This window comes from Vibrio sp. bablab_jr001, assembly GCF_016464285.1.
Lineage (GTDB): Bacteria > Pseudomonadota > Gammaproteobacteria > Enterobacterales > Vibrionaceae > Vibrio > Vibrio fluvialis.
On sequence record NZ_JACDWZ010000076.1, the window covers coordinates 1 to 21,886 of the forward strand.

Genomic DNA, 21,886 nt, shown 5'->3' on the forward strand with positions numbered 1-21,886 from the left:
CAGGTGCAGCAGAGAGTAAATCAGCATTGAGCCGTGGCCGTTGGACAGCACGAAACGGTCGCGGTCTGCCCAGTTCGGGTTTTGTGGGTTGTGGTTCAAGTGACTGCGCCAAAGCACTTCAGCGATGTCAGCCATACCCATTGGTGCGCCCGGGTGGCCAGAGTTAGCTTTTTGTACACCGTCCATGCTCAGTGCACGGATTGCGTTAGCCAGTTGTTTGCGAGAAGACATGTCAGCTCCTAAAGCGATAAGCGAAGTAAAAGTATCCGAAAATTGAGTGGCCAATATTGTCGCAAAGCCCTTTCGGCACTGCAAACCTTTTGCTGGCGATTTGTTCTATTTTTGCAATGCTTTACAACATATCGCTGAACAATGGCTGAAAAACCCCTGAATTGGGCAAACGTTTGGCTATGAGATAGAAGAAAAAAGAGCTTGTAATTTGAGCATTCAAAACTAGAATAGACGTCTAGATGTAGAAACGCCTACATAATGAACGATTTTGCAGAGTAGCGGACCCTTTTCGCTACTCTTTTGATTATAGAATTGGAGCTATCATGGCTAAGCACTTGTTTACTTCTGAATCGGTATCAGAAGGTCATCCAGATAAAATCGCAGACCAAATCTCTGATGCGGTTCTAGATGCCATTTTGGAACAAGATCCAAAAGCACGTGTTGCTTGTGAAACTTACGTAAAAACCGGCATGGTAATGGTCGGCGGTGAGATCACAACATCAGCGTGGGTTGATATCGAAGAACTGACTCGTGAAACTGTGCGTGAAATTGGTTACGTCCACTCAGATATGGGCTTTGACGCTAACTCATGTGCAGTACTGAACACCATCGGTAAGCAGTCTCCAGACATCAACCAAGGTGTTGATAAAACCGATCCTAAGGAGCAAGGTGCCGGCGACCAGGGCATCATGTTCGGTTACGCATGTAACGAAACCGAAGTGCTGATGCCAGCGCCAATCACTTACTCTCACCGTCTGGTAGAGCGTCAGGCGAAAGTGCGTAAAAACGGCACTCTGCCATGGTTGCGCCCGGATGCAAAATCACAGGTAACTTTCCAGTACGAGCAAGGCAAAATCGTCGGTATCGATGCGGTTGTTCTGTCAACTCAACACTGTGATTCGATCTCTACTCCAGATCTGCGCGAAGCGGTGATGGAAGAAATCATCAAACCTGTTCTGCCAGCAGAGTGGCTGACCAAAGAAACCAAATACTTCATCAACCCAACCGGCCGTTTCGTTATCGGTGGTCCAATGGGTGACTGTGGTCTGACTGGTCGTAAGATCATCGTTGATACCTACGGCGGCGCAGCTCGTCACGGTGGCGGTGCATTCTCTGGTAAAGATCCATCAAAAGTAGACCGTTCAGCCGCATACGCAGCACGTTACGTAGCGAAAAACATCGTAGCAGCTGGCATGGCAGATCGTTGTGAAATCCAACTGTCTTACGCGATCGGTGTGGCAGACCCAACATCTATCATGGTCGAAACTTTCGGTACTGAGAAAGTGTCTCACGACATCATTATCGAAGCCGTACGTCAGTTCTTCGACCTGCGTCCATACGGTCTGCAAGAGATGCTGAACCTGCTGCAACCTATCTATAAGAAGACAGCAGCATACGGTCACTTCGGTCGCGAAGAGTTCCCTTGGGAAGCGACTGACAAAGCAGCTGAACTGCGTGAATTCGCTGGCCTGAAATAAGCCGACCGAATCCTGAAAAAGCCCTTGTCGCAAGACAGGGGCTTTTTTATTTTCTTCTTCTCAAACGCTCTTGCTGAACAAATTTTATTCAACAAGTTTGTATTTTCATTGCCGCTCGGCAATAGTTAATAAAGTGTTAATGAGTATAAATTCAAAACCAAGCTCATTAACCCACAACGTAATCACAGTGCGTTGCTGCGTAGCAGGTTGATACAGCGAGCATCGCATCATTCTGTCTCTGCCACCTCGATCAAGGAGGATGTATGCCTCGTACGGTTAACCCATCTGACTTCGACCAGAAGCAAAAAGAAGTCAGCCCTCCGGAGTATGCCCACACGCTGCCATGCAACAAGATCAGCGTGTCGACTCCGTTTCACTGGCTTGCGCTTGGACTCCATGATTTCATCCGCATGCCGTTAATCAGTGCTTTTTATGGTTTATGCTTTATGGCCGCCGCAATTGGTATTGTGCTGCTGGTGCAATGGCAAGGAACCCATCTGGTGATCCTGCCAAGCCTTGTGGTCTACATGCTGATTGGTCCGTTTTTGGCTCTCGGTTTGTACGCCGCCAGTTGGGAACGGGAAAAAGGCCATTCCGCAGGTCTGCTGCACTCCATCAAAGCGATTACGCGTAACTCCAGCTCACAATGGGCTTTTGCCGTCATGCTGGCGGTCGCCATGATATTCTGGATGCGCATCGCCGCACTGCTGCACGCACTCTATCCATCCGTTCAGGGCGCACCAATCACCGACTTCTTACCCTTCTTGGTTATCGGTTCTCTGGTGGGCTTTGTGTTCGCCTGTGTCATCTTCAGCATCTCTGCGTTTTCCATTCCGTTAATGATGGAACGCCGCGTGGATGTCATGACCGCGGTCTTTAGTAGTTTTAACGCCGTGAAATCGAACATTCCGGCCATGATCGTCTGGGCAGGAATCATCTGCGGCGGCCTCCTGATTGGCTTTGCCACCTACGGTATCGGTATGTTATTCACTATGCCAATTCTGGGTTACAGCACCTGGCATGCCTACCACGCTATTATTAAGAAAAAACACAACTCCTAGGTCTCCAACCTTACTTTGCAAATAGTGTTATGATTGCCTCAACAGTACGTTGAGGCTTTTTTTGGAGATTTTTCTTGGTCGATTTTGAACTGCAGTACCGCGCTCAAACGCAAATTCAACGCTGTATCGACATCGCATCCCGCCACTTTGGCCGTGCCTTTGCTCGGCCCAAACTCAGCTTTCGTTTGCGCGGCAAAGTCGCAGGCAAAGCCTATCTGCAGTTATGGGAAATTCGTCTCAACCCGGTCCTGTTTGCGGAAAACCGTCAGGCCTTTCTGGATGAAGTCATTCCACACGAAATCGCCCACTTGATCACTTATGCCGTCTATGGCCGAGTCAAACCTCACGGTGCCGAATGGCAGCAAGTGATGACGCAGGTATTCGCCATTGCTGCCAATACCACGCATCGCTTTTCCGTGGAGTCGGTACAAGGGAAAACTTTTGAATATCTGTGCGCCTGCAATCGCTACCCGCTGTCGATTCGCCGTCATAACAAAGTTCTGCGTAATCAGGCCGTATATCGCTGCCAGCAGTGCCAGCAAACGCTGACCTTCACAGGCAACCAACTGTCCTGAGAACATTCCCTCATCTGTCGCAATGCACTTATGTTGCTGCATGAATGCAACCCCATGCTAGATTTCAGATTTTTGAGTGATAGACTGATAAAAATCATACTAAAACCAGTCTTTATTTATGTTTCGTTTTCGCTTGTCACTCACTGGCAGCCTGTTATTGGCCGCCTCTTTTGCGTGGGCGTCCGCGCCCGCTTCGTTTTCCCAGGCCAAAAAAGAGGCCGTGAAGATCTATCAGGATCATCCGGTCTCCTTCTATTGCGGCTGTGATATTCAGTGGCAAGGTAAAAAAGGCACGCCCGATCTGCAAGGCTGCGGCTATAAAGTCCGCAAGCAGAAAACGCGTGCCAGCCAGATTGAATGGGAACACGTAGTTCCTGCCTGGCAGTTCGGCCACCAGTTACAGTGCTGGCAAAAGGGCGGGCGCAAAGAGTGCAGCCGCAACGATACGGCGTTCAAGCGCATGGAAGCGGACCTGCATAACCTGACACCGGCCATCGGCGAAGTGAACGGCGATCGTTCCAATCTCAATTTCAGCCAGTGGAACGGCACGGACGGCGCCACTTACGGTCAATGCGAAATGCAGGTCAATTTCCAACAGCGTAAAGTGATGCCGCCGGAACGGGCGCGCGGCGCGATTGCACGTACCTACCTCTACATGAGCGAGGAATATGGTTTTCGTTTGTCCAAATCCCAGACCCAACTGATGCAGGTGTGGAATCGCCAATATCCGGTCGATAAATGGGAATGCGAACGCGATCAGCGCATTTTCAAGATTCAGGGCAACCACAACCCGTTTGTGCGCCAGCAGTGCCGCAGTTAAACCAATCTGAGGACAATCATGACATCGCCCTTGTTTTTTTCACTTTGAGCATCCATGTTAGATGCCAGTAAACAGCGCAATTTCAGGAAAAACAGCATGCGAGTTCCCCGTATCTATCATCCGCAACCTATCACTCACCTTGGCCCGTTGGTTTTAAGCGAAGACGCTGCCGGTCATATCGCTCGCGTTTTGCGTATGCAGGAAGGTCAGGAAGTGCTGGTGTTTGACGGCAGCGGCGCGGAGTTTCCGGCCATCATCAGTGAAGCGGGGAAAAAGCAGGTCGTGGTTGATCTGGCCGAGCGCATCGAAACTAACCTTGAATCCCCACTTCATCTGCATTTGGGTCAGGTAATTTCGCGCGGCGATAAGATGGAATTCACCATCCAGAAATCCGTCGAACTTGGCGTCAATACCATTACGCCTCTGCTGTCTGAACGCTGCGGCGTGAAGCTTGATGCCAAACGTTTCGAGAAGAAACTGCAACAATGGCAGAAGATAGCCATCAGTGCCTGCGAGCAATGCGGCCGCAACGTAGTGCCTGAAATTCGCCCCATCATGACGCTGGAAGAGTGGTGTGCCGAACAAACCGACGCACTGAAACTCAACCTGCACCCACGCGCCAAATATTCGATCAACACCCTTCCGGAGCCAGTGACCAAAGTGCGTCTGCTGATTGGTCCTGAAGGCGGTCTGTCGGCAGAAGAGATCGACATGACCCAGCAATACCACTTTGAAGAGACGCTGCTAGGCCCTCGTGTGCTGCGCACCGAAACCGCAGCTCTTACCGCAATTACAGCCCTGCAAGTTCGTTTCGGCGATCTTGGCTAACGGAGATGAGCAATGATTAAACTCGGTATCGTTATGGACCCGATTTCGTCCATTAACATCAAGAAAGATTCCAGCTTCGCCATGATGCTAGAAGCGCAACGTCGCGGTTATGAGATTCATTACATGGAGATGAATGATCTACACTTAGATCAAGGCGTCGCCATGGCTGACACCAAAGTCGTCGAACTGAAAGAAGATCCAAACGGCTGGTACGAATTCAAATCTGAACAAACCATCGTGCTGTCTGAACTTGATGCTGTACTGATGCGTAAAGATCCTCCGTTTGATACCGAATACATCTACGCCACCTATATCCTGGAACGTGCGGAAGATGATGGCGCGCTGATCGTAAACAAACCGCAGAGCCTGCGTGACTGTAACGAAAAACTGTTCACCGCTTGGTTCCCGGAATTGACTCCAACCACCATTGTGACCCGCAAAGCAGAGAAAATTAAAGCGTTTCGCGAACAACATGGTGATGTGATCCTGAAACCGCTGGACGGCATGGGTGGCGCATCCATTTTCCGCGTCAAACAAGGCGATCCAAACGTTTCTGTGATCATCGAAACCCTGACTAACCACGGCCAGAATTACTGCATGGCGCAAACGTTCGTCCCAGACATCAGCAACGGTGACAAGCGTATTCTGGTGGTCGACGGCGAACCGATGCCTTACTGCCTGGCGCGTATTCCGGCACAAGGCGAAACCCGTGGTAACCTGGCGGCCGGTGGACGCGGCGAACCACGTCCACTGAGCGAGACGGATCGCAAGATTGCAGAAACCGTCGCTCCGATACTAAAAGAGAAAGGCTTGATCTTTGTTGGCCTCGACGTTATTGGCGATAAACTGACTGAGATTAACGTAACCAGCCCAACCTGTATTCGCGAAATTGAGGCGGCGTTCGATATCTCAATCACTGGCAAACTCATGGATGCGATCGAGCGTCGCATTAAAGCATTGTCACTGTAAGGAGCATTAGCTCCTGAACGCTAGAAGGTTGGAGACAAGATGAATCTGACGAACCATTTTCTCGTAGCGATGCCGAGCATGAAGGATCCGTACTTCAAGCACAGTGTCATCTACATCTGCGAGCATAACGAAGAAGGCGCGATGGGGCTGATGATCAACGCGCCGATCGATATTACGGTCGGCGGCATGTTGCAGCAGGTGGAAGTCGAACCCGCTTATCCGCAATCACACGAAGACAGCCTGAAACGTCCGGTATTCAACGGTGGGCCGGTGTCGGAAGATCGCGGATTTATTCTGCATCGCCCCAAAGATCATTACGAATCCAGCATTCGTATGACCGACGACATTGCCGTCACCACGTCCAAAGACATTCTGACCGTGCTCGGCACCGAAGCAGAACCAAGCGGCTACATCGTCGCCCTTGGCTACTCTGGCTGGTCTCCGGGCCAGCTGGAAGATGAACTGGCTGAGAACTCCTGGCTGACGATTGAAGCCGATCCGGAGCTGATCTTTAACACGCCAATCCACGAAAAATGGAACAAGGCGATTCAAAAGCTCGGCATTAATCCGCACCAGTTGTCGACTCAGTCCGGCCACGCTTAATTGCAGCAGCGCTTCTCGAAGCGCTGTTTATTTTTACGTTTAGACCCACGAGAAACACCCTATGTCACGTACCATTATGGCGTTTGATTTCGGCACCAAAAGTATCGGCAGCGCAATCGGTCAGGAGATCACTGGCACCGCGTCACCGCTGAAAGCGTTCAAAGCCAATGACGGCATTCCGAATTGGGATGATATTGAAAAACAGATCAAAGAGTGGCAACCGGATCTGTTGGTGGTTGGCCTGCCAACCGATCTGCACGGCAAAGCGCTGGAGACCATCACGCCGCGGGCGAAGAAATTTGCCCAGCGCCTGCATGGCCGTTTTGGTTTGCCAGTTGAACTGCACGATGAGCGCCTCTCAACCACTGAAGCGCGCTCCGAACTGTTCTCGATGGGTGGTTATAAAGCATTGAGCAAAGGCAATGTCGATTGCCAGTCGGCGGTCATCATTCTAGAAAGCTGGTTTGAGAGCTTGTGGAACCAGTAAGTTCGGTGCACATGAAAAGTATCTCGCGAATTAAAAAAACAGCCACTGTCGTGGCTGTTTTTTATTCCATGTCTATTTGCACGTTATCCAGCGAACCGCTGCTGGTCACATCGCCCCGCTGAGTCTTGAGCATCAAGCGCAGATCGTTGGCCGAATCGGCACAGTGCAGCGCATCCTGCTCGCTGATCTTGTTCTCGACCACCAACTGATACAACGCCTGATCAAAGGTTTGCATGCCGACCTCTTTCGATTTCGCCATGGTGCTTTTCAGCTCATGCAAATCGCCGCGTCGGATGATGTCCGACACCCGTGGACTGTTGAGCAACACTTCAAACACGCCGTGACGCCCCTGCCCGTTTTTATCGCGGATCAGTTGCTGACCTACGACGCCTTTGAGGTTCATCGACAGGTCAAACAGAAATTGTTCACGCAGCTCCTTTGGCACCAGATGCAAAATACGTTCGAGCGCTTGGTTGGCGTTGTTGGCGTGCAGAGTTGCCATGCACAAGTGACCGGTTTCGGCGAAGGTCATTGCGTATTCCATGGTTTCACGGCTGCGGATCTCACCGATCAAAATCATATCCGGCGCCTGGCGTAGCGAGTTCTTCAGCGCCACTTCATAGCTTTCAGTGTCCAATCCCACTTCACGCTGTGTCACGATGCAGCGCTGGTGCTCATGGACAAATTCAATCGGATCTTCGACGGTGAGAATATGCCCGCTGCGGTGCGTGTTGCGATAGCCAGTCATCGCGGCCATGGTAGTCGATTTCCCCGATCCTGTAGCCCCAACCACCAACACTAAACCGCGTTTGGCAATCGAGAGATCTTTCAGCACCGCTGGCAGTTTGAGTTCATCAAAGGTCGGAATCTGCGTTTCTATGCGGCGAATCACCGCACCGGGTAGTTCGCGCTGAAAAAAGGCGCTGACGCGAAAACGCCCCAAATCACGCACGATGGCAAAGTTAGCTTCACGCGTCGTCAGATAGTCCGCATGGCGCGCCTCATCCATCATCGCAGCCAGCAGCGCGCTGACCTGCGCTTCATCCAGCTTCTCACCCTGCGCGCGCAGTTCACCATCGACCCGGTACAGCACGGGGGCGCCCACAGTAATATATAGATCTGACGCTTTATGCGTCATCATGCCTTGCAGGCACTCCTCGAGTTGCATCGTGTTCTCTCTTAAAACGCGGACATTTCCAGTTCAATTTTCTTCTGCACTTCTGCCGGATCCACCAGCCCTTGCGCGATCAACTGTTTGGCATGCTGCTCCATAGTCTGCATTCCATGGGAGGCGCCAGTCTGAATGATCGAATACATCTGCGCGACTTTATCTTCGCGAATCAGGTTACGGATAGCAGGCGTCGCCAACATGATTTCATGACACGCCACTCGCCCGCCACCCAGACGTTTGAGCAGTTTTTGCGCAATCACCGCACGCAGCGATTCTGACAACATTGAACGTACCATGTCTTTGTCGCTGCCCGGGAACACATCGATGATGCGGTCAATGGTTTTCGCCGCCGAACTGGTGTGCAGCGTGCCGAACACCAAGTGGCCGGTTTCCGCCGCCGTCAGCGCTAAGCTGATGGTTTCCTGATCGCGCAACTCACCGACCAGAATCACATCCGGATCTTCACGCAATGCGCTGCGCAGCGCGTTTTTAAAACTGTGGGTATCGCGGTGTACTTCACGTTGGTTGATCAAGCATTTGTTGTTACTGTGCACAAACTCAATCGGATCTTCGATAGTCAGCACATGCTTGTTATGGGTTGCGTTGATGTAATCGACCATCGCCGCTAACGTGGTTGATTTACCCGAGCCAGTCGGTCCGGTCACCAGCACCAAACCTTTTTCGTAATTGGCGATTTTGTGGAAAATTTCCGGAGCCTCAAGCTGGTCCAGAGTCGGGATCACGGTCGGAATGGTACGAAATACCGCAGAAGCGCCGCGCGACTGATGGAAAGCGTTGACACGAAATCGGCCGATGTCCGGTAACGCAAAGGAAAAGTCCACTTCCAGCTTTTCTTCGTACTCACTGCGCTGGGCATCATTCATAATTTCAAAAATTAATCGATGCACATCAGCGTGTGTAAACGCAGGTACGCCAAGCTTTCTCACTTCACCATCGATGCGTACCATAGGAGGAACACCCGCAGAAAGATGTAGATCTGACGCATTATGCTTTACACTAAATTCCAGTAACTCAGAGATATCCATCTATTTTCCTTAGTAAAGTCTGGCTATGAGTAGTATTCAACAAAATCTTGAACATATCACTTCACAGATCGAAAACGCACAACAAAAGTGTGGCCGTCCTCGAAGCTCTGTGCAACTTCTGGCTGTCAGCAAAACCAAACCGGTCGAGGCAATTCTCGAAGCGGCACAGGCAGGTCAGCGTGCCTTTGGCGAAAACTACGTGCAGGAAGGCTGCGATAAAGTGCAGTTTTTTGCCGAGCATCACCCGGAACTCGATCTCGAATGGCACTTCATCGGCCCGCTGCAGTCCAATAAAACCCGGCAGATCGCCGAGCATTTCGACTGGATGCACACCATTGACCGCGCCAAGATTGCACAGCGCCTGAGTGAGCAGCGCCCCGCTCATTTGCCGCCACTGCAGGTGCTGATTCAAGTCAACACCAGTGGCGAAGCCTCGAAATCCGGCATCAGCGAGAATGATTTATTTACACTTGCAGAATTGATTTCCGGCCTGCCAAACCTCACTTTAAGAGGATTGATGTCCATTCCGGAAAACGTGCCGGACTACCCGTCGCAACTTGCGGCATTTCGCCAACTGGCGGCATTGAAAGACCGGCTGGCCGAAAAATATGACGGCATCGACACTCTGTCGATGGGCATGAGTGGCGACATGGAAGCCGCGATTGAAGCAGGCAGCACGATTGTGCGGATTGGTACGGCGATTTTTGGTCAGCGTGACTACAGTCGCTCGTAACAATGCATCAACCCTATTTTTGATTTGGATGAGATCATGGAACAGAGAACCATCGCCTTTATTGGCGCAGGAAACATGGCGCACGCCATCATTGCAGGCTTAGTGGGCAGCGGCTACCCGGCGCAACACATAATCGCCACCGCACCGTCAGAGACGCGTCGCAAACCATTGGAAGACAACTATGGCATTCGTACCACCAGCGACAACCTGGCTGCGGCAAGCGAAGCTGACGTGGTGGTGCTGGCGGTCAAACCTCAGTTGATGGCGGACGTATGTAAGCCGCTGCAAGTGATCGATTTTTCTAATAAGCTGGTGATTTCCATCGCCGCAGGTGTATCGGTGGAACGTCTCAACGCCATGCTTGGCAGTACACTGAATCTGGTGCGCGTGATGCCAAACACACCATCACTGGTGAATCGCGGCATGGCCGGGCTATATGCGTCCGCATCCGTGTCTGAAGCCGATAAAGCGTTCACCGCCGAACTGATGGCTGCGGTAGGCAAAGTGTGCTGGGTAGAACAGGAATCCAGCATCAACAGCGTGATTGCGGCAGCGGGCAGCGCTCCGGCGTACTTCTTCCTGTTTATGGAAGCAATGCAAGCCGAAGCGATGGCGCAAGGGTTTGATAAAGAGACCGCGCGCCTGCTGGTGCAACAATCAGCGCTGGGCGCCGCTGAAATGGTGCAAGCCAATCCTGACATCGAACTGTCAACGCTACGCGAACAGGTGACATCGAAAGGCGGCACCACCGCAGAAGCCATCCGTACCTTTAACGAACATCAGTTAACGGACATCGTGGCCAAAGCGATGCGCGCGGCAGTCAGCCGCGCCGAAGAGATGGAAAAATTATTTTAAACTGACGGTCACCCAGTGTTGAGTGACCACCATATGTAGTAAGGGCTTCTTATGAATGCAATGAGTTTTCTAATCTCCACCCTGTTTGATATTTATATCATGGTCGTGATTCTGCGAATCTGGCTACAGGCAGCGCGTGCAGATTTCTACAACCCATTTTCTCAGTTTGTGGTCAAAGCGACGCAACCCGTGGTTGGCCCACTACGTCGTGTGATTCCATCGATCGGCAGTCTGGATTTAGCCACCGTGCTGTTTGGTTACGTGCTGTGTATTCTCAAATACGTCGCGCTGATCCTGATTGCGTCTCGCGGCGGCGTTGTGTTCAGTGCAGACTTCCTTCTTCTGGGTCTATTGTCGCTTGTTAAAGCGGCGGGTGGCCTGCTGTTCTGGGTACTGCTGCTGCGTGCGATTCTAAGCTGGGTCAGCCAGGGTCGTAGCCCGGTAGAATACGTATTCCACCAACTGACAGAACCGATGCTGGCACCAATTCGCCGCATTATTCCGGTGATGGGTGGCTTTGATCTGAGCGTGCTGGTGCTGTTTATCGCACTACAGTTTGCCAACTTCCTGATGGGCGATATCATCGGCCCAATCTGGTATCAGCTATAATGAAAGCAGCATGGTTTGAAGGGGACGATCTGCTGCTGCGACTCTATATTCAACCCAAAGCCAGTCGCGACAGCATTGTGGGGTTGCACGGAGATGAACTGAAGGTGGCGATTACCGCGCCACCAGTGGACGGAAAAGCCAACGCTCATCTCAGTAAATACCTGGCCAAACAGTGTAAAGTTGCCAAGGGCCTGATCGATATAGAGAAAGGAGAACTGGGGCGTCATAAACAACTACGCATCCATACTCCGGCACAGATTCCGCCCGAAGTTCAAGCCATACTCGACTAAATAGCCAGTTCCCCGCCCTCATATGGTGGGGAATATTTTTTTCAAGAAGGAGAAAACCCATGCGTCAATGGATACTCGCCCTATTGCTCGCTTGTGCCGCGTTACCTGCCAATGCAGAGCAATTGATCAACATTAAGGATGTTGAGGTACACTACTCCGCTTTTAACTCAACGTTTCTGACGCCGCAGGTGGCGAAAAGCTACAAGCTGACCCGTAATGGTTATTCAGCGGTGCTCAACATCAGCGTGCTTGATACCAGCACTGCGGGTAAGCCCGCGGTAGAAGCGAAGCTGTCAGGTCAGGTGAAGAACCTGATCGGCAACATGCGCGTACTGGAGTTCAGCGAAGTCAAAGAAGGTAATGCGATTTACTATCTGGCAGAATTCCCGATCAGCAATGAAGAGGATCTCAGCTTTGATATTGATGTCAACGCAGGCCTCAAAGGCGCTGGAAAGCTGAGATTCACTCAGAAGTTTTACGTTGAGAAGTAACCTTTAACCGAAAAGAGAGTGCGATGAAGAAGATTGTATTAGCCACCGGAAACCAGGGCAAAGTACGTGAAATGGCCGACCTGTTGGCTGATTTTGGTTTTGATGTGGTCGCACAAAGCGAATTCAATGTCTCTGAGGTGGCCGAAACCGGCACTACCTTTATCGAAAATGCCATCATCAAAGCGCGCCACGCGGCCAAAGAAACGGGTTTACCAGCCATTGCCGATGACTCCGGTCTGGAAGTCGATTACCTTGGCGGCGCACCCGGTGTTTACTCTGCGCGCTACGCGGGTGAGGATGCCTCCGATCAACAAAACCTGGAAAAGCTGCTCGATGCGATGAAAGACGTGCCAGAAGCGCAGCGCAGCGCACGTTTTCACTGCGTATTGGTTCTGATGCGCCATGAGAACGATCCGACGCCGCTGGTTTGCCACGGCAAATGGGAAGGTCGTATCCTGACACAAGCACACGGCAGCAACGGTTTTGGTTACGATCCGATCTTCTTCGTTCCGGAAGAGAACTGCGCATCGGCTCAGCTTGAACCGATGCGTAAAAAGCAGCTGTCGCACCGCGGTCAGGCGCTGAAAAAACTGTTTCAGGCGATTGAAGAGCAAAAGCAGTGATGTTGACTCCTCCGGCACTCAGCCTATACGTACACATACCGTGGTGCGTGCAGAAATGCCCGTATTGCGATTTTAACTCGCATGCTCTCAAAGCCGACATTCCGGAAGAGGAATACATTGATGCGCTGTTGGAAGATCTCGATACCGATATCGAGCGCTACCAGCTGGCGGGCGATCCGCGTCTGCTGCACTCGATCTTCATCGGCGGCGGCACGCCAAGCCTGATCTCGGCCGACGGCATCGGCCGCTTACTGCGCGGAATTGAAGCGCGTATCGCGTTTAAACCCGATATCGAGATCACCATGGAAGCCAACCCGGGCACCATCGAAGCCGAGCGCTTTGCCGCTTATCGCCACGTGGGTGTGACGCGTATTTCGATTGGGGTGCAGAGCTTTGAACCGGAGAAACTCTCTCGTCTGGGGCGTATTCACGGTCGGGACGAAGCCGTCAATGCCGCCAAGCTGGCGCATCAGATTGGCTTAAACAGCTTTAACCTCGATCTGATGCACGGCCTGCCGGATCAGACGTTGGATCAAGCGCTGGCGGATCTCGATCGCGCCATCGAACTCGCGCCGCCGCACCTGTCTTGGTATCAGCTCACCATTGAACCGAACACCATGTTCTACTTCAAGCCACCGACCTTACCGGACGACGATGCGCTGTGGGACATCTTCGATCTCGGTCATCAGAAACTGACCGAGGCAGGTTATGTGCAGTATGAGATTTCGGGTTACAGCAAACCGGGCTATCAGTGTCAGCACAATCTCAACTACTGGCGTTTTGGTGACTACCTGGGTATCGGTTGTGGTTCGCACGGTAAGCTGAGTTTTGCTGACGGACGCATTGTGCGCACCACCAAGGTCAAACACCCGCGCGGTTATCTGGCGGCGTACCAGAACCTGGCGAAGCCTTACCTCGACAGCGAACAACTGGTGGAGGATGTGGATCGTCCGTTTGAGTTCTTCATGAACCGCTTCCGCCTGATTGAACCGTGCCCGAAGGCCGATTTCAGCGCCACTACCGGCCTGCCAATCACTGTGATTCAACCCACGTTGGACTGGGCTATCGAACAGGGTTATCTGAGTGAAAATGATACCCACTGGCAGATCACCGAGAAGGGCAAACTGTTTCTGAACGATCTGTTGGCAGCGTTTATGGCGGAAGAAGATTAATCCGCCATTTGCGTGAAAAAATCAGTATCCAGACTCTGCCACACATGCAGAGCGAAATAGGAATGATAAGGCGCGGCCACAGCAAGAAGCTCTGTTGGGGTCGCGTTTTCTTTTTCCGCAAACAAAGCCAGCCCGCGCTTTAACGAGGCATCACCTTGTGACCATACATTGGGGCGGCCAAAGAAAAAAATGGCAGTCATTTCGGCCGTCCACGGCCCGATGCCCCACAACTGGGTCAAACTGCGAATCAGCTCTTCATCCGTCATCATGGCCAGTTGATGAGTTTCAATCTGCTTGTCTTCCAACGCGCTGCGCACACCGCAAATGGTGCGCACTTTAGCATTCGACAATCCGCAGCGGCGCAGTAACGTGCTGTTGGGTTCGGTAAACAGGTCAAACAGCGTCACATCATCGCTGAGCAGCGCTTCAACACGTTGCCAGATGGTTTTTGCCGCCTGATTGGAGAGTTGCTGGCCCGCAACGGAACGAGCCAGATAAGGAAAGAACAGCGCTTCAGGTTGCAGGTTCAGCGATTGCACACCATTGGTAGCAATCGCTTGATTGAGCAACGTATAGGGCTGCGTCGCGTTGAGCAGAGTCTGATGAATCTGGTGTGACATGTCCTTCGTCATAATCCCCGTCCCTGACAACCTGTCGTGAGCCTAGAAAATAGAGCGACCGATCCGCTGCGCGAGTAGCTCGAGAGCTTTGGTGCCTGCCAGCGAGTTGCCGGACGGATCCAGCTCTGGCGACCAGACCGCGATGGTCATTTCGCCCGGCACGATGGCGATAATGCCACCGCCCACGCCGGATTTGCCCGGCATACCGACCCGATAAGCAAACTCACCAGCACCGTCATACAGACCGCAGGTGGCAAGCAGCGCATTAATCTGTTTGCTTTGCGTGGCCGTGATCACCGGCTCTTGTGTCAGTACAGACACGCCTTTGTTGGCCAGATAGCTGAAGGTTTTCGCCAGCTCGACACAACTCATTTTCAGCGCACAGGCGTGAAAATAGTTGGCCAGAACCGGCAGCACTTCGTTATCAAAGTTGCCAAATGAGCGCATCAGATAGGCAATCGCCGCATTGCGGTCGCTGTGCTGCATTTCCGAGTTCGCCACCACTTTATCGTAGATGATCTGCTCTTCGCCGCACAGTTGGCGCACAAATTCCAGCAAACGCTGACGCGGTGCCGATAATCGGCTGTGCAGCATATCTGCCACCACAATCGCGCCTGCATTGATGAAGGGATTGCGAGGAATGCCCTGCTCCATTTCAAGCTGAATCAAGGAGTTGAACGCTTGTCCGGATGGCTCTTTGCCCACCCGGCTCCACAGTTCTTCCGGTTGATACAAGCCCATGGCGAGCGTCAGGCTCAGCGCTTTAGAGATCGACTGAATGGAAAATCCTTCCTCAGCATCTCCCGCTGTGATCACTTCACCCTGATTGGTGTAGACCGCAATCCCCAGTTTATAATTCGGCACTTCTGCCAGTGCCGGTATGTAATCCGCGACTTTTCCTTGTCCGATCAGTGGGCGAACTTCATCCAATATGCTCGCCAGTAATTCTGGTGTCGGTTTCATTGTGTCGGCTTTACTTTCTTATTGTTATCGTCCCTATTCCAGCAGAGCACGCCATATCCGCGGCGATTTCCTGAGGAATACAGTCAAAAAAGCCAACATTGCAGCAATGTTGGCTTTCGTTCACGTTACGTGCCGGGCTAGTATCTGCCGCCCGGCCGCGGCTTGTCCAGTATTAACTGATGCGTTTGCATTTGATGTCCCAAACGCCGTGTCCCAGACGATGGCCACGCTGTTCAAACTTAGTCAGCGGACGCTCTTCAGGGCGTGGCACGAAGTCACCCTCTTGCGCAATGTTCTCGAAACCCGGCGCTTGATTCATCACTTCGATCATGTGTTCTGCGTAGTTTTCCCAGTCGGTCGCCATGTGGAATACGCCTTCACCCAGCATAAGCTTCTGGCGTACCATTTCAGCAAACTCAAGCTGAACGATGCGACGCTTATGGTGACGTTTCTTATGCCATGGGTCAGGGAAAAACAGTTGCAACGTGGCCAGACTGCTGTCTGGAATCATGTTGGCAAACACTTCCACTGCATCGTGACACATTACGCGCAGGTTAGTGATACCTGCTTCACGGGCAGACGCCAGACAAGCACCCACGCCCGGGCTGTGCACTTCGATACCGAAGAAATTTTTCTCGGGTGCGTTTTTCGCCATTTCAACCAGTGAGGCGCCCATACCAAAGCCGATTTCCAGTACCACAGGATTGTTGTTGCCAAACACCTGCTGCCAGTCAAGCAGACCATCCTGATAATCAATTCCCATCGTTGGCCAGCACTCTTTCATCGCTGCTTCCTGACCTTTCGTCAGGCGGCCTTCACGACGCACGAAACTGCGGATTTTACGCACAATTTTGCCATCTTCGGTGAACTCGTTTTTGGTTACTTCAGTCATTGGTATTGCCTGTTCAATTTTTAGTCTCGACTCAAAGGGCTTGTGATTATCCAAAGAATTGCTTTGGGCGCAAGTGTTATTGTCGTCGAACGCCACTCCCGAGCAACGTGAGTTGGCGCTAAGTGCTTATCCCATCAACAAACACACTTCATTGCCTGCGCTCACCACGCTCTGAACCTTGCTCAACAAGGATGTTAATCGCGCGGCAATTTTGATCATCTGTTTTACATCCTCGCCATTCTATGGTGCAATTTTGCCCCATAATTCCAATCAATATAGAGCAAGTTGTGACTCCTTTCGCTAAGGCAATTCTTACCTGGTACGACGCATACGGGCGCAAAAACCTGCCGTGGCAGCAGAACAAAACCGCATACAGTGTCTGGCTGTCGGAAATCATGCTGCAACAGACTCAGGTAGCGACCGTAATCCCTTACTACCAACGATTTATGCAGCGTTTCCCTACCGTAACCGATCTCGCCAGCGCCGAGCAGGATGAAGTGCTGCACTATTGGACAGGCTTAGGTTATTACGCCCGCGCGCGCAATCTGCACAAAGCGGCCAAAATCGTTGCTGAGCAGTATCAGGGCGAGTTTCCAACCGATATTGAGCAGATGAATGCCCTGCCCGGCGTTGGCCGTTCAACGGCAGCAGCCGTACTCTCTTCGGTGCATAAACAGCCTCACGCGATTTTGGATGGGAATGTGAAACGTACTCTGGCGCGCAGCTTCGCAGTTGAAGGCTGGCCGGGACAAAAGAAAGTCGAAAATCAGCTATGGCAACACGCAGAAGCTAACACGCCGCAATCGGATGTCGATAAATACAACCAAGCGATGATGGACATGGGCGCGATGATCTGTACCCGATCTAAGCCCAAATGCACCCTGTGCCCAATCGCAGAGATGTGCGTAGCCAATAAGCAAGGCAACCCGCTCGATTATCCGGGCAAAAAGCCTAAAAGCGAAAAACCGGTCAAAGAGACCTGGTTTGTGATGCTGCATCACGGCGAAGATGTGTGGCTTGAACAACGCCCGCAAAGCGGGATCTGGGGCGGCCTGTTCTGTTTTCCGGAACACAGCGATGCGGCGATTGAATATGCGCTCGATAAGCGTGGCATTGGCGAAAAACAGGTGTTGTCGCAGAAACCACTGATCGCATTTCGCCATACATTCAGTCACTATCATCTCGACATTACACCGATTTTGCTGGAATTGTCCGGCAAACCCGACATCATCATGGAAGCCAACAAAGGTCTTTGGTATAACTTAAGCCAACCTGAAGAGATCGGCTTAGCTGCTCCGGTGAAGCAGCTATTGCAAAGTCTTCCGTACGAAATTCACACGAAAAAAAATTAAAGAGGAAGTCATTATGAGCCGCACTGTATTTTGTGTTCGATTACAAAAAGAAGCGGATGGCCTGGATTTTCAACTCTATCCGGGCGAGTTGGGCAAGCGTATTTTCGACAACATCTCGAAAGAAGCCTGGGCGCAATGGCAAACCAAGCAAACCATGTTGATCAACGAGAAGAAGCTCAACATGATGGATCCTGAGCACCGTAAACTGCTTGAGCAAGAGATGGTGAACTTCTTGTTTGAGGGGAAAGACGTTCATATCGAAGGCTACACGCCACCAAGCCAATAATAGAACACCTGTTATTGCTGAGGTTATTACGAAAGACATCATCACCTTCTGGTATGATGTCTTTTTTGTCTCTGACCCCTCACCCAACCATCGCCGGGGAGCGCATGAGAAAGTTAGTCTATTGCTTTGCCGCCATACTGCTAGTGGGTTGCAGTCGTGAATTCGTCGAAAGTATTTATGACGTCAACTATGAGCCGACCAACCGTTTTGCGAAAAACTTGGCTCAGTTGCCTGGTCAGTTCGAAAAAGACACCGCCGCACTTGATGCACTGATCAACAGTTTCTCTGGCAACATCGAAAAACGTTGGGGAAGCCGCGAAGTAAAAATTGCTGGCAAAAGCAATTACGTCAAATACATCGATAACTACCTCAGCCGCGCGGAAGTCAACTTCAGCGACGGTAAAATCATCATTGAAACCGTCTCGCCGACCGATCCTAAAGGCCATTTGAAAGAGGCGATCATCACTACCCTGCTCACGCCCGACGATCCAGCGCACGTTGATCTGTTCTCGTCCAAAAACATCGAACTCAAAGGCCAGCCGTTCCTTTATCGTCAGGTGGTGGATCAGGAAAATCAGCCTATTCAGTGGAGCTGGCGTGCCAACCGCTTTGCCGATTATCTGATCGCCAATCAGCTCAAAGTGAAGCAAGTCGATTTCAAAAAAGCCTATTACGTCGAAATTCCGATGGTGGCGGATCAGATTCAGATTCGCAGCTATCAGTACGCCGATATCGTGCAGCGCGCTTCGCGTAAATACGGCATTCCGGAAGATTTGATCTATGCGATCATCAAAACTGAAAGCAGCTTTAACCCATATGCGGTGAGCTGGGCCAACGCGTATGGTTTGATGCAGGTTGTGCCGAAAACAGCCGGGCGCGATGTCTTTAAGCTGATCAAAAACCGTTCCGGAGAGCCGACACCGGAATATCTGTTTAACCCGGAAAACAACATTGATACTGGCACCGCGTATTTCTACATTCTGAAAAATCGCTATCTGCGCGATGTGCAAAATCCCACTTCGCTCGAATACAGCATGATTTCGGCCTACAACGGCGGGACGGGCGGCGTGTTAAATACGTTCAGTCGTGACCGTCAGCGAGCAATGAGAGACTTAAATGCGCTGCAACCGAACCAAGTTTATTGGGCATTAACCAAAAAACATCCGAATGCCGAATCACGCCGTTATCTGGAAAAAGTGACCCAATTTAAGAAAGAATTTAACGCAGGTTGAGAAAAAACAATCAGTTTGCTTAAAATAGCGCCAAACAAACCGTTTTTTGAATTTTTTTAGAAAAACTGGTTGACGGCAGAAGGGAAAATCCGTTTAATAGCGCTCCGTTGCCCGGATAGCTCAGTCGGTAGAGCAGGGGATTGAAAATCCCCGTGTCGGTGGTTCGATTCCGCCTCCGGGCACCACAATTTGATAATTGTTGGTGCATAGCACGAACAGTTTTAGCAAAGAATATAGTGCGCCGACTTAGCTCAGTAGGTAGAGCAACTGACTTGTAATCAGTAGGTCACCAGTTCGATTCCGGTAGTCGGCACCATTCTTTTGCCTCGATAGCTCAGTCGGTAGAGCAGGGGATTGAAAATCCCCGTGTCGGTGGTTCGATTCCGCCTCGAGGCACCATTATTTGGTGCAGTTGTTTTACAACGCACAAATAATTCCCCCTTAGTTCAGTCGGTAGAACGGCGGACTGTTAATCCGTATGTCGCAAGTTCAAGTCTTGCAGGGGGAGCCACTTTTAGAAAGCTCAGTCGAAAGACTGGGCTTTTCTTTTATCTGCGCGTTGCAAAGGGGTCTTTAAGTTCATCGCCGTGCTCCTCGCAAAATCACTGCCCTCCTCTCTTATTCAAAAACACATTCCTCCCCCACCCCTTAGCCAGCCATTCTTTCTCATTCCTCTGCATCAATGACTCACAACATTTTCAACTCGAACACTTTTTTCGCAACAAAAATTTAATCAACATCATAGTTTCACCATTTGCTCATATCCAGCGCTACCAGCAATCAATAAGATGCATTTTGTCATTTAAATGTCATCTAACTTCGCGTCACTTCATTTAGCCGACGCCAAAAGGTTGCTCATGAAACTAAAAAAACAAGCTTATTTATTATCAGGAATTATCCTAACAGCCCTTCTGGCGCTTAGCATTAGCGGCCTTTCGACACTGCGCGTAGCCAGCAACATGGACAACAAAGCCCGTGTTACCGAACATTTTAAGAGCGCATACAGTATTCTGACTGAAGTGGAGAAGATGGCTCAGGAAGGAAAACTGAGCGACAGTGATGCTAAACAGCTCGCCACCCGCCTGATGCGTAATAACATCTATAAAGACAATGAGTATGTGTATGTGGCGGATGAAAAGATGAATTTCGTCGCGACGCCCCTCGATCCCCAACTGCACGGCACCAGCTTCAACGATTTCAAAGATGGTCAGGGCAACAGTGTCGGTCAGCTGATCCAGAATGTTCTGCGCAACAAGCATGATCAAATCGTTGAATACACCTGGACTCAAAAACAAGCCGATGGTTCGATCGAAGAGAAACTGTCTATCGCTCAAAAGACTCCTTACTGGGGCTGGGTTGTCGGCACGGGTATCGGTTTTAACGAAGCCAACGCGCGCTTCTGGTCTACCGCTCAGTGGCAGTTGCTGCTCTGCCTAGGCATTGCAGCAGGCATTTTGTCGACGTTGATCGTGTCGATTCGCCGTATGCTGGCCTTGCTTGGCGGCGAGCCCAATGATGTCCGCGACGCAGTTCAGGCTGTCGCGCGAGGTGAAATCCAGACACACTTTACCCATTCCGCTCCGAAAGAGAGTATTTATGGCGCGGTGCAGATGATGAGCCTGTCATTGGCACAACTGGTACAGAACCTCGATCAATCGATGCAGGCACTACGTCATGAATTGTCTGCGGTGGAATCTCGCTCCCGTTCGCTGAGCACCCTGACTGAAAATCAGCAGCAATCGACGGCAATGATTGCCACTGCGATGACAGAAATGGCGTCATCCGCAACTGAAGTGGCGAACTCGGCGCGTGATACGGCGCGAAATACTGACGAAGCGGATAAGCAGAGCCAGCATACGCAGCAATTAATTACCAACACGGTCACCAATATTCAGGGGCTGGCCAATGAACTCGATACCGCCAGCCAAGCGGTGGCAGCGCTTGATAACGACGTGAATAACATCGTCAAAGTTCTGGATGTGATTGGCGACATCGCCGAACAGACAAATCTGCTGGCGCTCAACGCCGCCATTGAAGCAGCGCGAGCTGGCGAACAAGGCCGTGGTTTTGCGGTGGTTGCCGACGAAGTACGTAATCTGGCGGGCCGCACGCAAACCAGTACCAAAGAAATTCAGCAGATGATTCAAAACCTTCAGTCGGGTTCACGTAACGCGATCAACACCATGAGTGTCTGCGCGCAAACCAGTCAGAGTACGGTAGCGGAATCACAAAGTGCCTCTGAAGCGCTGTCGGTGATTGTGTCGGCTCTGGAAAGTATTTCTGCCATGAGTCATCAAATTGCCACGGCAGCGGCGGAACAGACTCAAGTCAGCGATGATATTTCGCTACGTATCAACATGATCGAAGAGAGCGGCGCGCAGTTAAGTACGGTGGTTTCTGACAGCCATAACAGCACTCGAACCCTGAGCGATCTGAGTCATGATCTGGAGAAATGGGTGACGAAGTTCTCAATGAAGTCCTAACCCTCCCCTGCCACTT

Annotated in this window: 24 protein-coding genes, 4 tRNA genes and 1 pseudogene; 23 read left to right on the forward strand and 6 right to left on the reverse strand. The window is 51.3% G+C overall.

Going from position 1 to position 21,886, the window contains the following annotated elements; translation table 11 throughout:
• Window positions 1-231 (reverse strand): annotated as a pseudogene (locus tag JIG40_RS12050) (transketolase); the annotation flags it as partial.
• Between the two features lie 323 nt (window positions 232-554).
• Here JIG40_RS12050 and metK point away from each other — a divergent pair.
• The 8 genes from metK to ruvX all read left to right on the forward strand — a co-directional run bounded on the left by metK (window position 555) and on the right by ruvX (window position 7,052).
• Window positions 555-1,709: a methionine adenosyltransferase gene (gene metK, locus JIG40_RS12055; RefSeq protein WP_044366730.1), complete on the forward strand. Its 1,155-nt coding sequence runs from the start codon at window positions 555-557 to the stop codon at window positions 1,707-1,709.
• 263 nt (window positions 1,710-1,972) lie between these two features.
• Window positions 1,973-2,770 (forward strand): DUF2189 domain-containing protein, encoded by a 798-nt coding sequence (locus JIG40_RS12060; protein WP_047460058.1) that lies wholly within the window; start codon window positions 1,973-1,975, stop codon window positions 2,768-2,770.
• A gap of 74 nt (window positions 2,771-2,844) precedes the next feature.
• Window positions 2,845-3,345, forward strand: coding sequence for a SprT family zinc-dependent metalloprotease (locus JIG40_RS12065; protein WP_199465382.1), 501 nt, complete (start codon window positions 2,845-2,847; stop codon window positions 3,343-3,345).
• Between the two features lie 118 nt (window positions 3,346-3,463).
• The gene (locus tag JIG40_RS12070) at window positions 3,464-4,165 is read left to right on the forward strand and encodes an endonuclease (RefSeq protein ID WP_199465383.1); all 702 of its coding nucleotides are present in this window, start codon (window positions 3,464-3,466) and stop codon (window positions 4,163-4,165) included.
• Between the two features lie 96 nt (window positions 4,166-4,261).
• A complete protein-coding gene (gene rsmE, locus JIG40_RS12075; RefSeq protein ID WP_032080467.1) occupies window positions 4,262-4,993 on the forward strand; it encodes a 16S rRNA (uracil(1498)-N(3))-methyltransferase in 732 nt (243 codons plus the stop codon).
• Window positions 4,994-5,005: 12 nt separating this feature from the next.
• Window positions 5,006-5,962, forward strand: a complete 957-nt coding sequence (gene gshB, locus JIG40_RS12080) for a glutathione synthase (protein WP_024374566.1) — start codon at window positions 5,006-5,008, stop codon at window positions 5,960-5,962.
• Window positions 5,963-6,001: 39 nt separating this feature from the next.
• A complete protein-coding gene (locus JIG40_RS12085) occupies window positions 6,002-6,565 on the forward strand; it encodes a YqgE/AlgH family protein (RefSeq protein ID WP_032080468.1) in 564 nt (187 codons plus the stop codon).
• A 61-nt stretch (window positions 6,566-6,626) separates the two neighbouring features.
• A complete protein-coding gene (gene ruvX, locus JIG40_RS12090) occupies window positions 6,627-7,052 on the forward strand; it encodes a Holliday junction resolvase RuvX (protein WP_199465384.1) in 426 nt (141 codons plus the stop codon).
• Between the two features lie 61 nt (window positions 7,053-7,113).
• Here ruvX and JIG40_RS12095 read toward each other — a convergent pair whose 3' ends face one another.
• Together JIG40_RS12095 and JIG40_RS12100 are read right to left on the reverse strand one after the other, a co-directional pair.
• Window positions 7,114-8,220 (reverse strand): PilT/PilU family type 4a pilus ATPase, encoded by a 1,107-nt coding sequence (locus tag JIG40_RS12095; RefSeq protein ID WP_199465385.1) that lies wholly within the window; start codon window positions 8,218-8,220, stop codon window positions 7,114-7,116.
• Window positions 8,221-8,231: 11 nt separating this feature from the next.
• Window positions 8,232-9,269 (reverse strand): type IV pilus twitching motility protein PilT, encoded by a 1,038-nt coding sequence (locus JIG40_RS12100; RefSeq protein ID WP_024374563.1) that lies wholly within the window; start codon window positions 9,267-9,269, stop codon window positions 8,232-8,234.
• Between the two features lie 25 nt (window positions 9,270-9,294).
• On the opposite strand from JIG40_RS12100, the gene JIG40_RS12105 reads away from it, so the two are divergent.
• From JIG40_RS12105 to hemW, 7 genes are read left to right on the forward strand one after another with little or no spacing between them, the layout of a single operon-like run.
• Window positions 9,295-10,002: a YggS family pyridoxal phosphate-dependent enzyme gene (locus JIG40_RS12105; RefSeq protein ID WP_154184781.1), complete on the forward strand. Its 708-nt coding sequence runs from the start codon at window positions 9,295-9,297 to the stop codon at window positions 10,000-10,002.
• Window positions 10,003-10,038: 36 nt separating this feature from the next.
• Window positions 10,039-10,857 (forward strand): pyrroline-5-carboxylate reductase, encoded by an 819-nt coding sequence (gene proC / locus JIG40_RS12110; RefSeq protein ID WP_199465386.1) that lies wholly within the window; start codon window positions 10,039-10,041, stop codon window positions 10,855-10,857.
• Between the two features lie 51 nt (window positions 10,858-10,908).
• The gene (locus JIG40_RS12115) at window positions 10,909-11,466 is read left to right on the forward strand and encodes a YggT family protein (RefSeq protein WP_024374560.1); all 558 of its coding nucleotides are present in this window, start codon (window positions 10,909-10,911) and stop codon (window positions 11,464-11,466) included.
• Window positions 11,466-11,756: a DUF167 family protein YggU gene (gene yggU, locus JIG40_RS12120; protein ID WP_154184783.1), complete on the forward strand. Its 291-nt coding sequence runs from the start codon at window positions 11,466-11,468 to the stop codon at window positions 11,754-11,756. The genes JIG40_RS12115 and yggU overlap by 1 nt, the downstream gene beginning before the upstream one ends.
• 59 nt (window positions 11,757-11,815) lie before the next feature.
• Window positions 11,816-12,247: a DUF4426 domain-containing protein gene (locus JIG40_RS12125; protein WP_158151512.1), complete on the forward strand. Its 432-nt coding sequence runs from the start codon at window positions 11,816-11,818 to the stop codon at window positions 12,245-12,247.
• Window positions 12,248-12,270: 23 nt separating this feature from the next.
• Complete coding sequence (locus JIG40_RS12130; protein ID WP_024374557.1) at window positions 12,271-12,870, forward strand: XTP/dITP diphosphatase; 600 nt, start codon at window positions 12,271-12,273, stop codon at window positions 12,868-12,870.
• Window positions 12,870-14,042, forward strand: a complete 1,173-nt coding sequence (hemW, locus tag JIG40_RS12135) for a radical SAM family heme chaperone HemW (protein WP_158151879.1) — start codon at window positions 12,870-12,872, stop codon at window positions 14,040-14,042. The genes JIG40_RS12130 and hemW overlap by 1 nt, the downstream gene beginning before the upstream one ends.
• Here hemW and JIG40_RS12140 read toward each other — a convergent pair.
• The 3 genes from JIG40_RS12140 to trmB form a co-directional block, all read right to left on the reverse strand.
• The gene (locus JIG40_RS12140) at window positions 14,039-14,674 is read right to left on the reverse strand and encodes a DNA-3-methyladenine glycosylase (protein ID WP_158129776.1); all 636 of its coding nucleotides are present in this window, start codon (window positions 14,672-14,674) and stop codon (window positions 14,039-14,041) included. The genes hemW and JIG40_RS12140 overlap by 4 nt on opposite strands.
• Window positions 14,675-14,704: 30 nt before the next feature.
• Window positions 14,705-15,625: a glutaminase B gene (gene glsB / locus JIG40_RS12145; protein ID WP_024374554.1), complete on the reverse strand. Its 921-nt coding sequence runs from the start codon at window positions 15,623-15,625 to the stop codon at window positions 14,705-14,707.
• A 172-nt stretch (window positions 15,626-15,797) separates the two neighbouring features.
• Window positions 15,798-16,517 (reverse strand): tRNA (guanosine(46)-N7)-methyltransferase TrmB, encoded by a 720-nt coding sequence (gene trmB, locus JIG40_RS12150; RefSeq protein ID WP_199465387.1) that lies wholly within the window; start codon window positions 16,515-16,517, stop codon window positions 15,798-15,800.
• Between the two features lie 287 nt (window positions 16,518-16,804).
• Between trmB and mutY the strand changes: the two genes are divergently transcribed.
• From mutY to JIG40_RS12190, 8 genes are all read left to right on the forward strand, one after another.
• The gene (gene mutY, locus JIG40_RS12155; protein WP_047460033.1) at window positions 16,805-17,869 is read left to right on the forward strand and encodes an A/G-specific adenine glycosylase; all 1,065 of its coding nucleotides are present in this window, start codon (window positions 16,805-16,807) and stop codon (window positions 17,867-17,869) included.
• Window positions 17,870-17,882: 13 nt separating this feature from the next.
• On the forward strand, window positions 17,883-18,155 hold the full coding sequence (locus JIG40_RS12160; RefSeq protein WP_032080478.1) for an oxidative damage protection protein: 273 nt from the start codon (window positions 17,883-17,885) through the stop codon (window positions 18,153-18,155).
• Between the two features lie 104 nt (window positions 18,156-18,259).
• On the forward strand, window positions 18,260-19,387 hold the full coding sequence (gene mltC, locus JIG40_RS12165; RefSeq protein WP_199465388.1) for a membrane-bound lytic murein transglycosylase MltC: 1,128 nt from the start codon (window positions 18,260-18,262) through the stop codon (window positions 19,385-19,387).
• 109 nt (window positions 19,388-19,496) lie between these two features.
• Window positions 19,497-19,572, forward strand: a tRNA-Phe gene (locus tag JIG40_RS12170).
• 55 nt (window positions 19,573-19,627) lie between these two features.
• Window positions 19,628-19,703: transfer RNA gene (locus tag JIG40_RS12175), tRNA-Thr, on the forward strand.
• Between the two features lie 7 nt (window positions 19,704-19,710).
• Window positions 19,711-19,786 (forward strand) — tRNA-Phe (locus JIG40_RS12180).
• A 36-nt stretch (window positions 19,787-19,822) separates the two neighbouring features.
• A tRNA-Asn gene (locus JIG40_RS12185) sits at window positions 19,823-19,898 on the forward strand.
• 346 nt (window positions 19,899-20,244) lie between these two features.
• A complete protein-coding gene (locus tag JIG40_RS12190; RefSeq protein WP_199465389.1) occupies window positions 20,245-21,870 on the forward strand; it encodes a methyl-accepting chemotaxis protein in 1,626 nt (541 codons plus the stop codon).
• Window positions 21,871-21,886 lie beyond the last annotated feature (16 nt).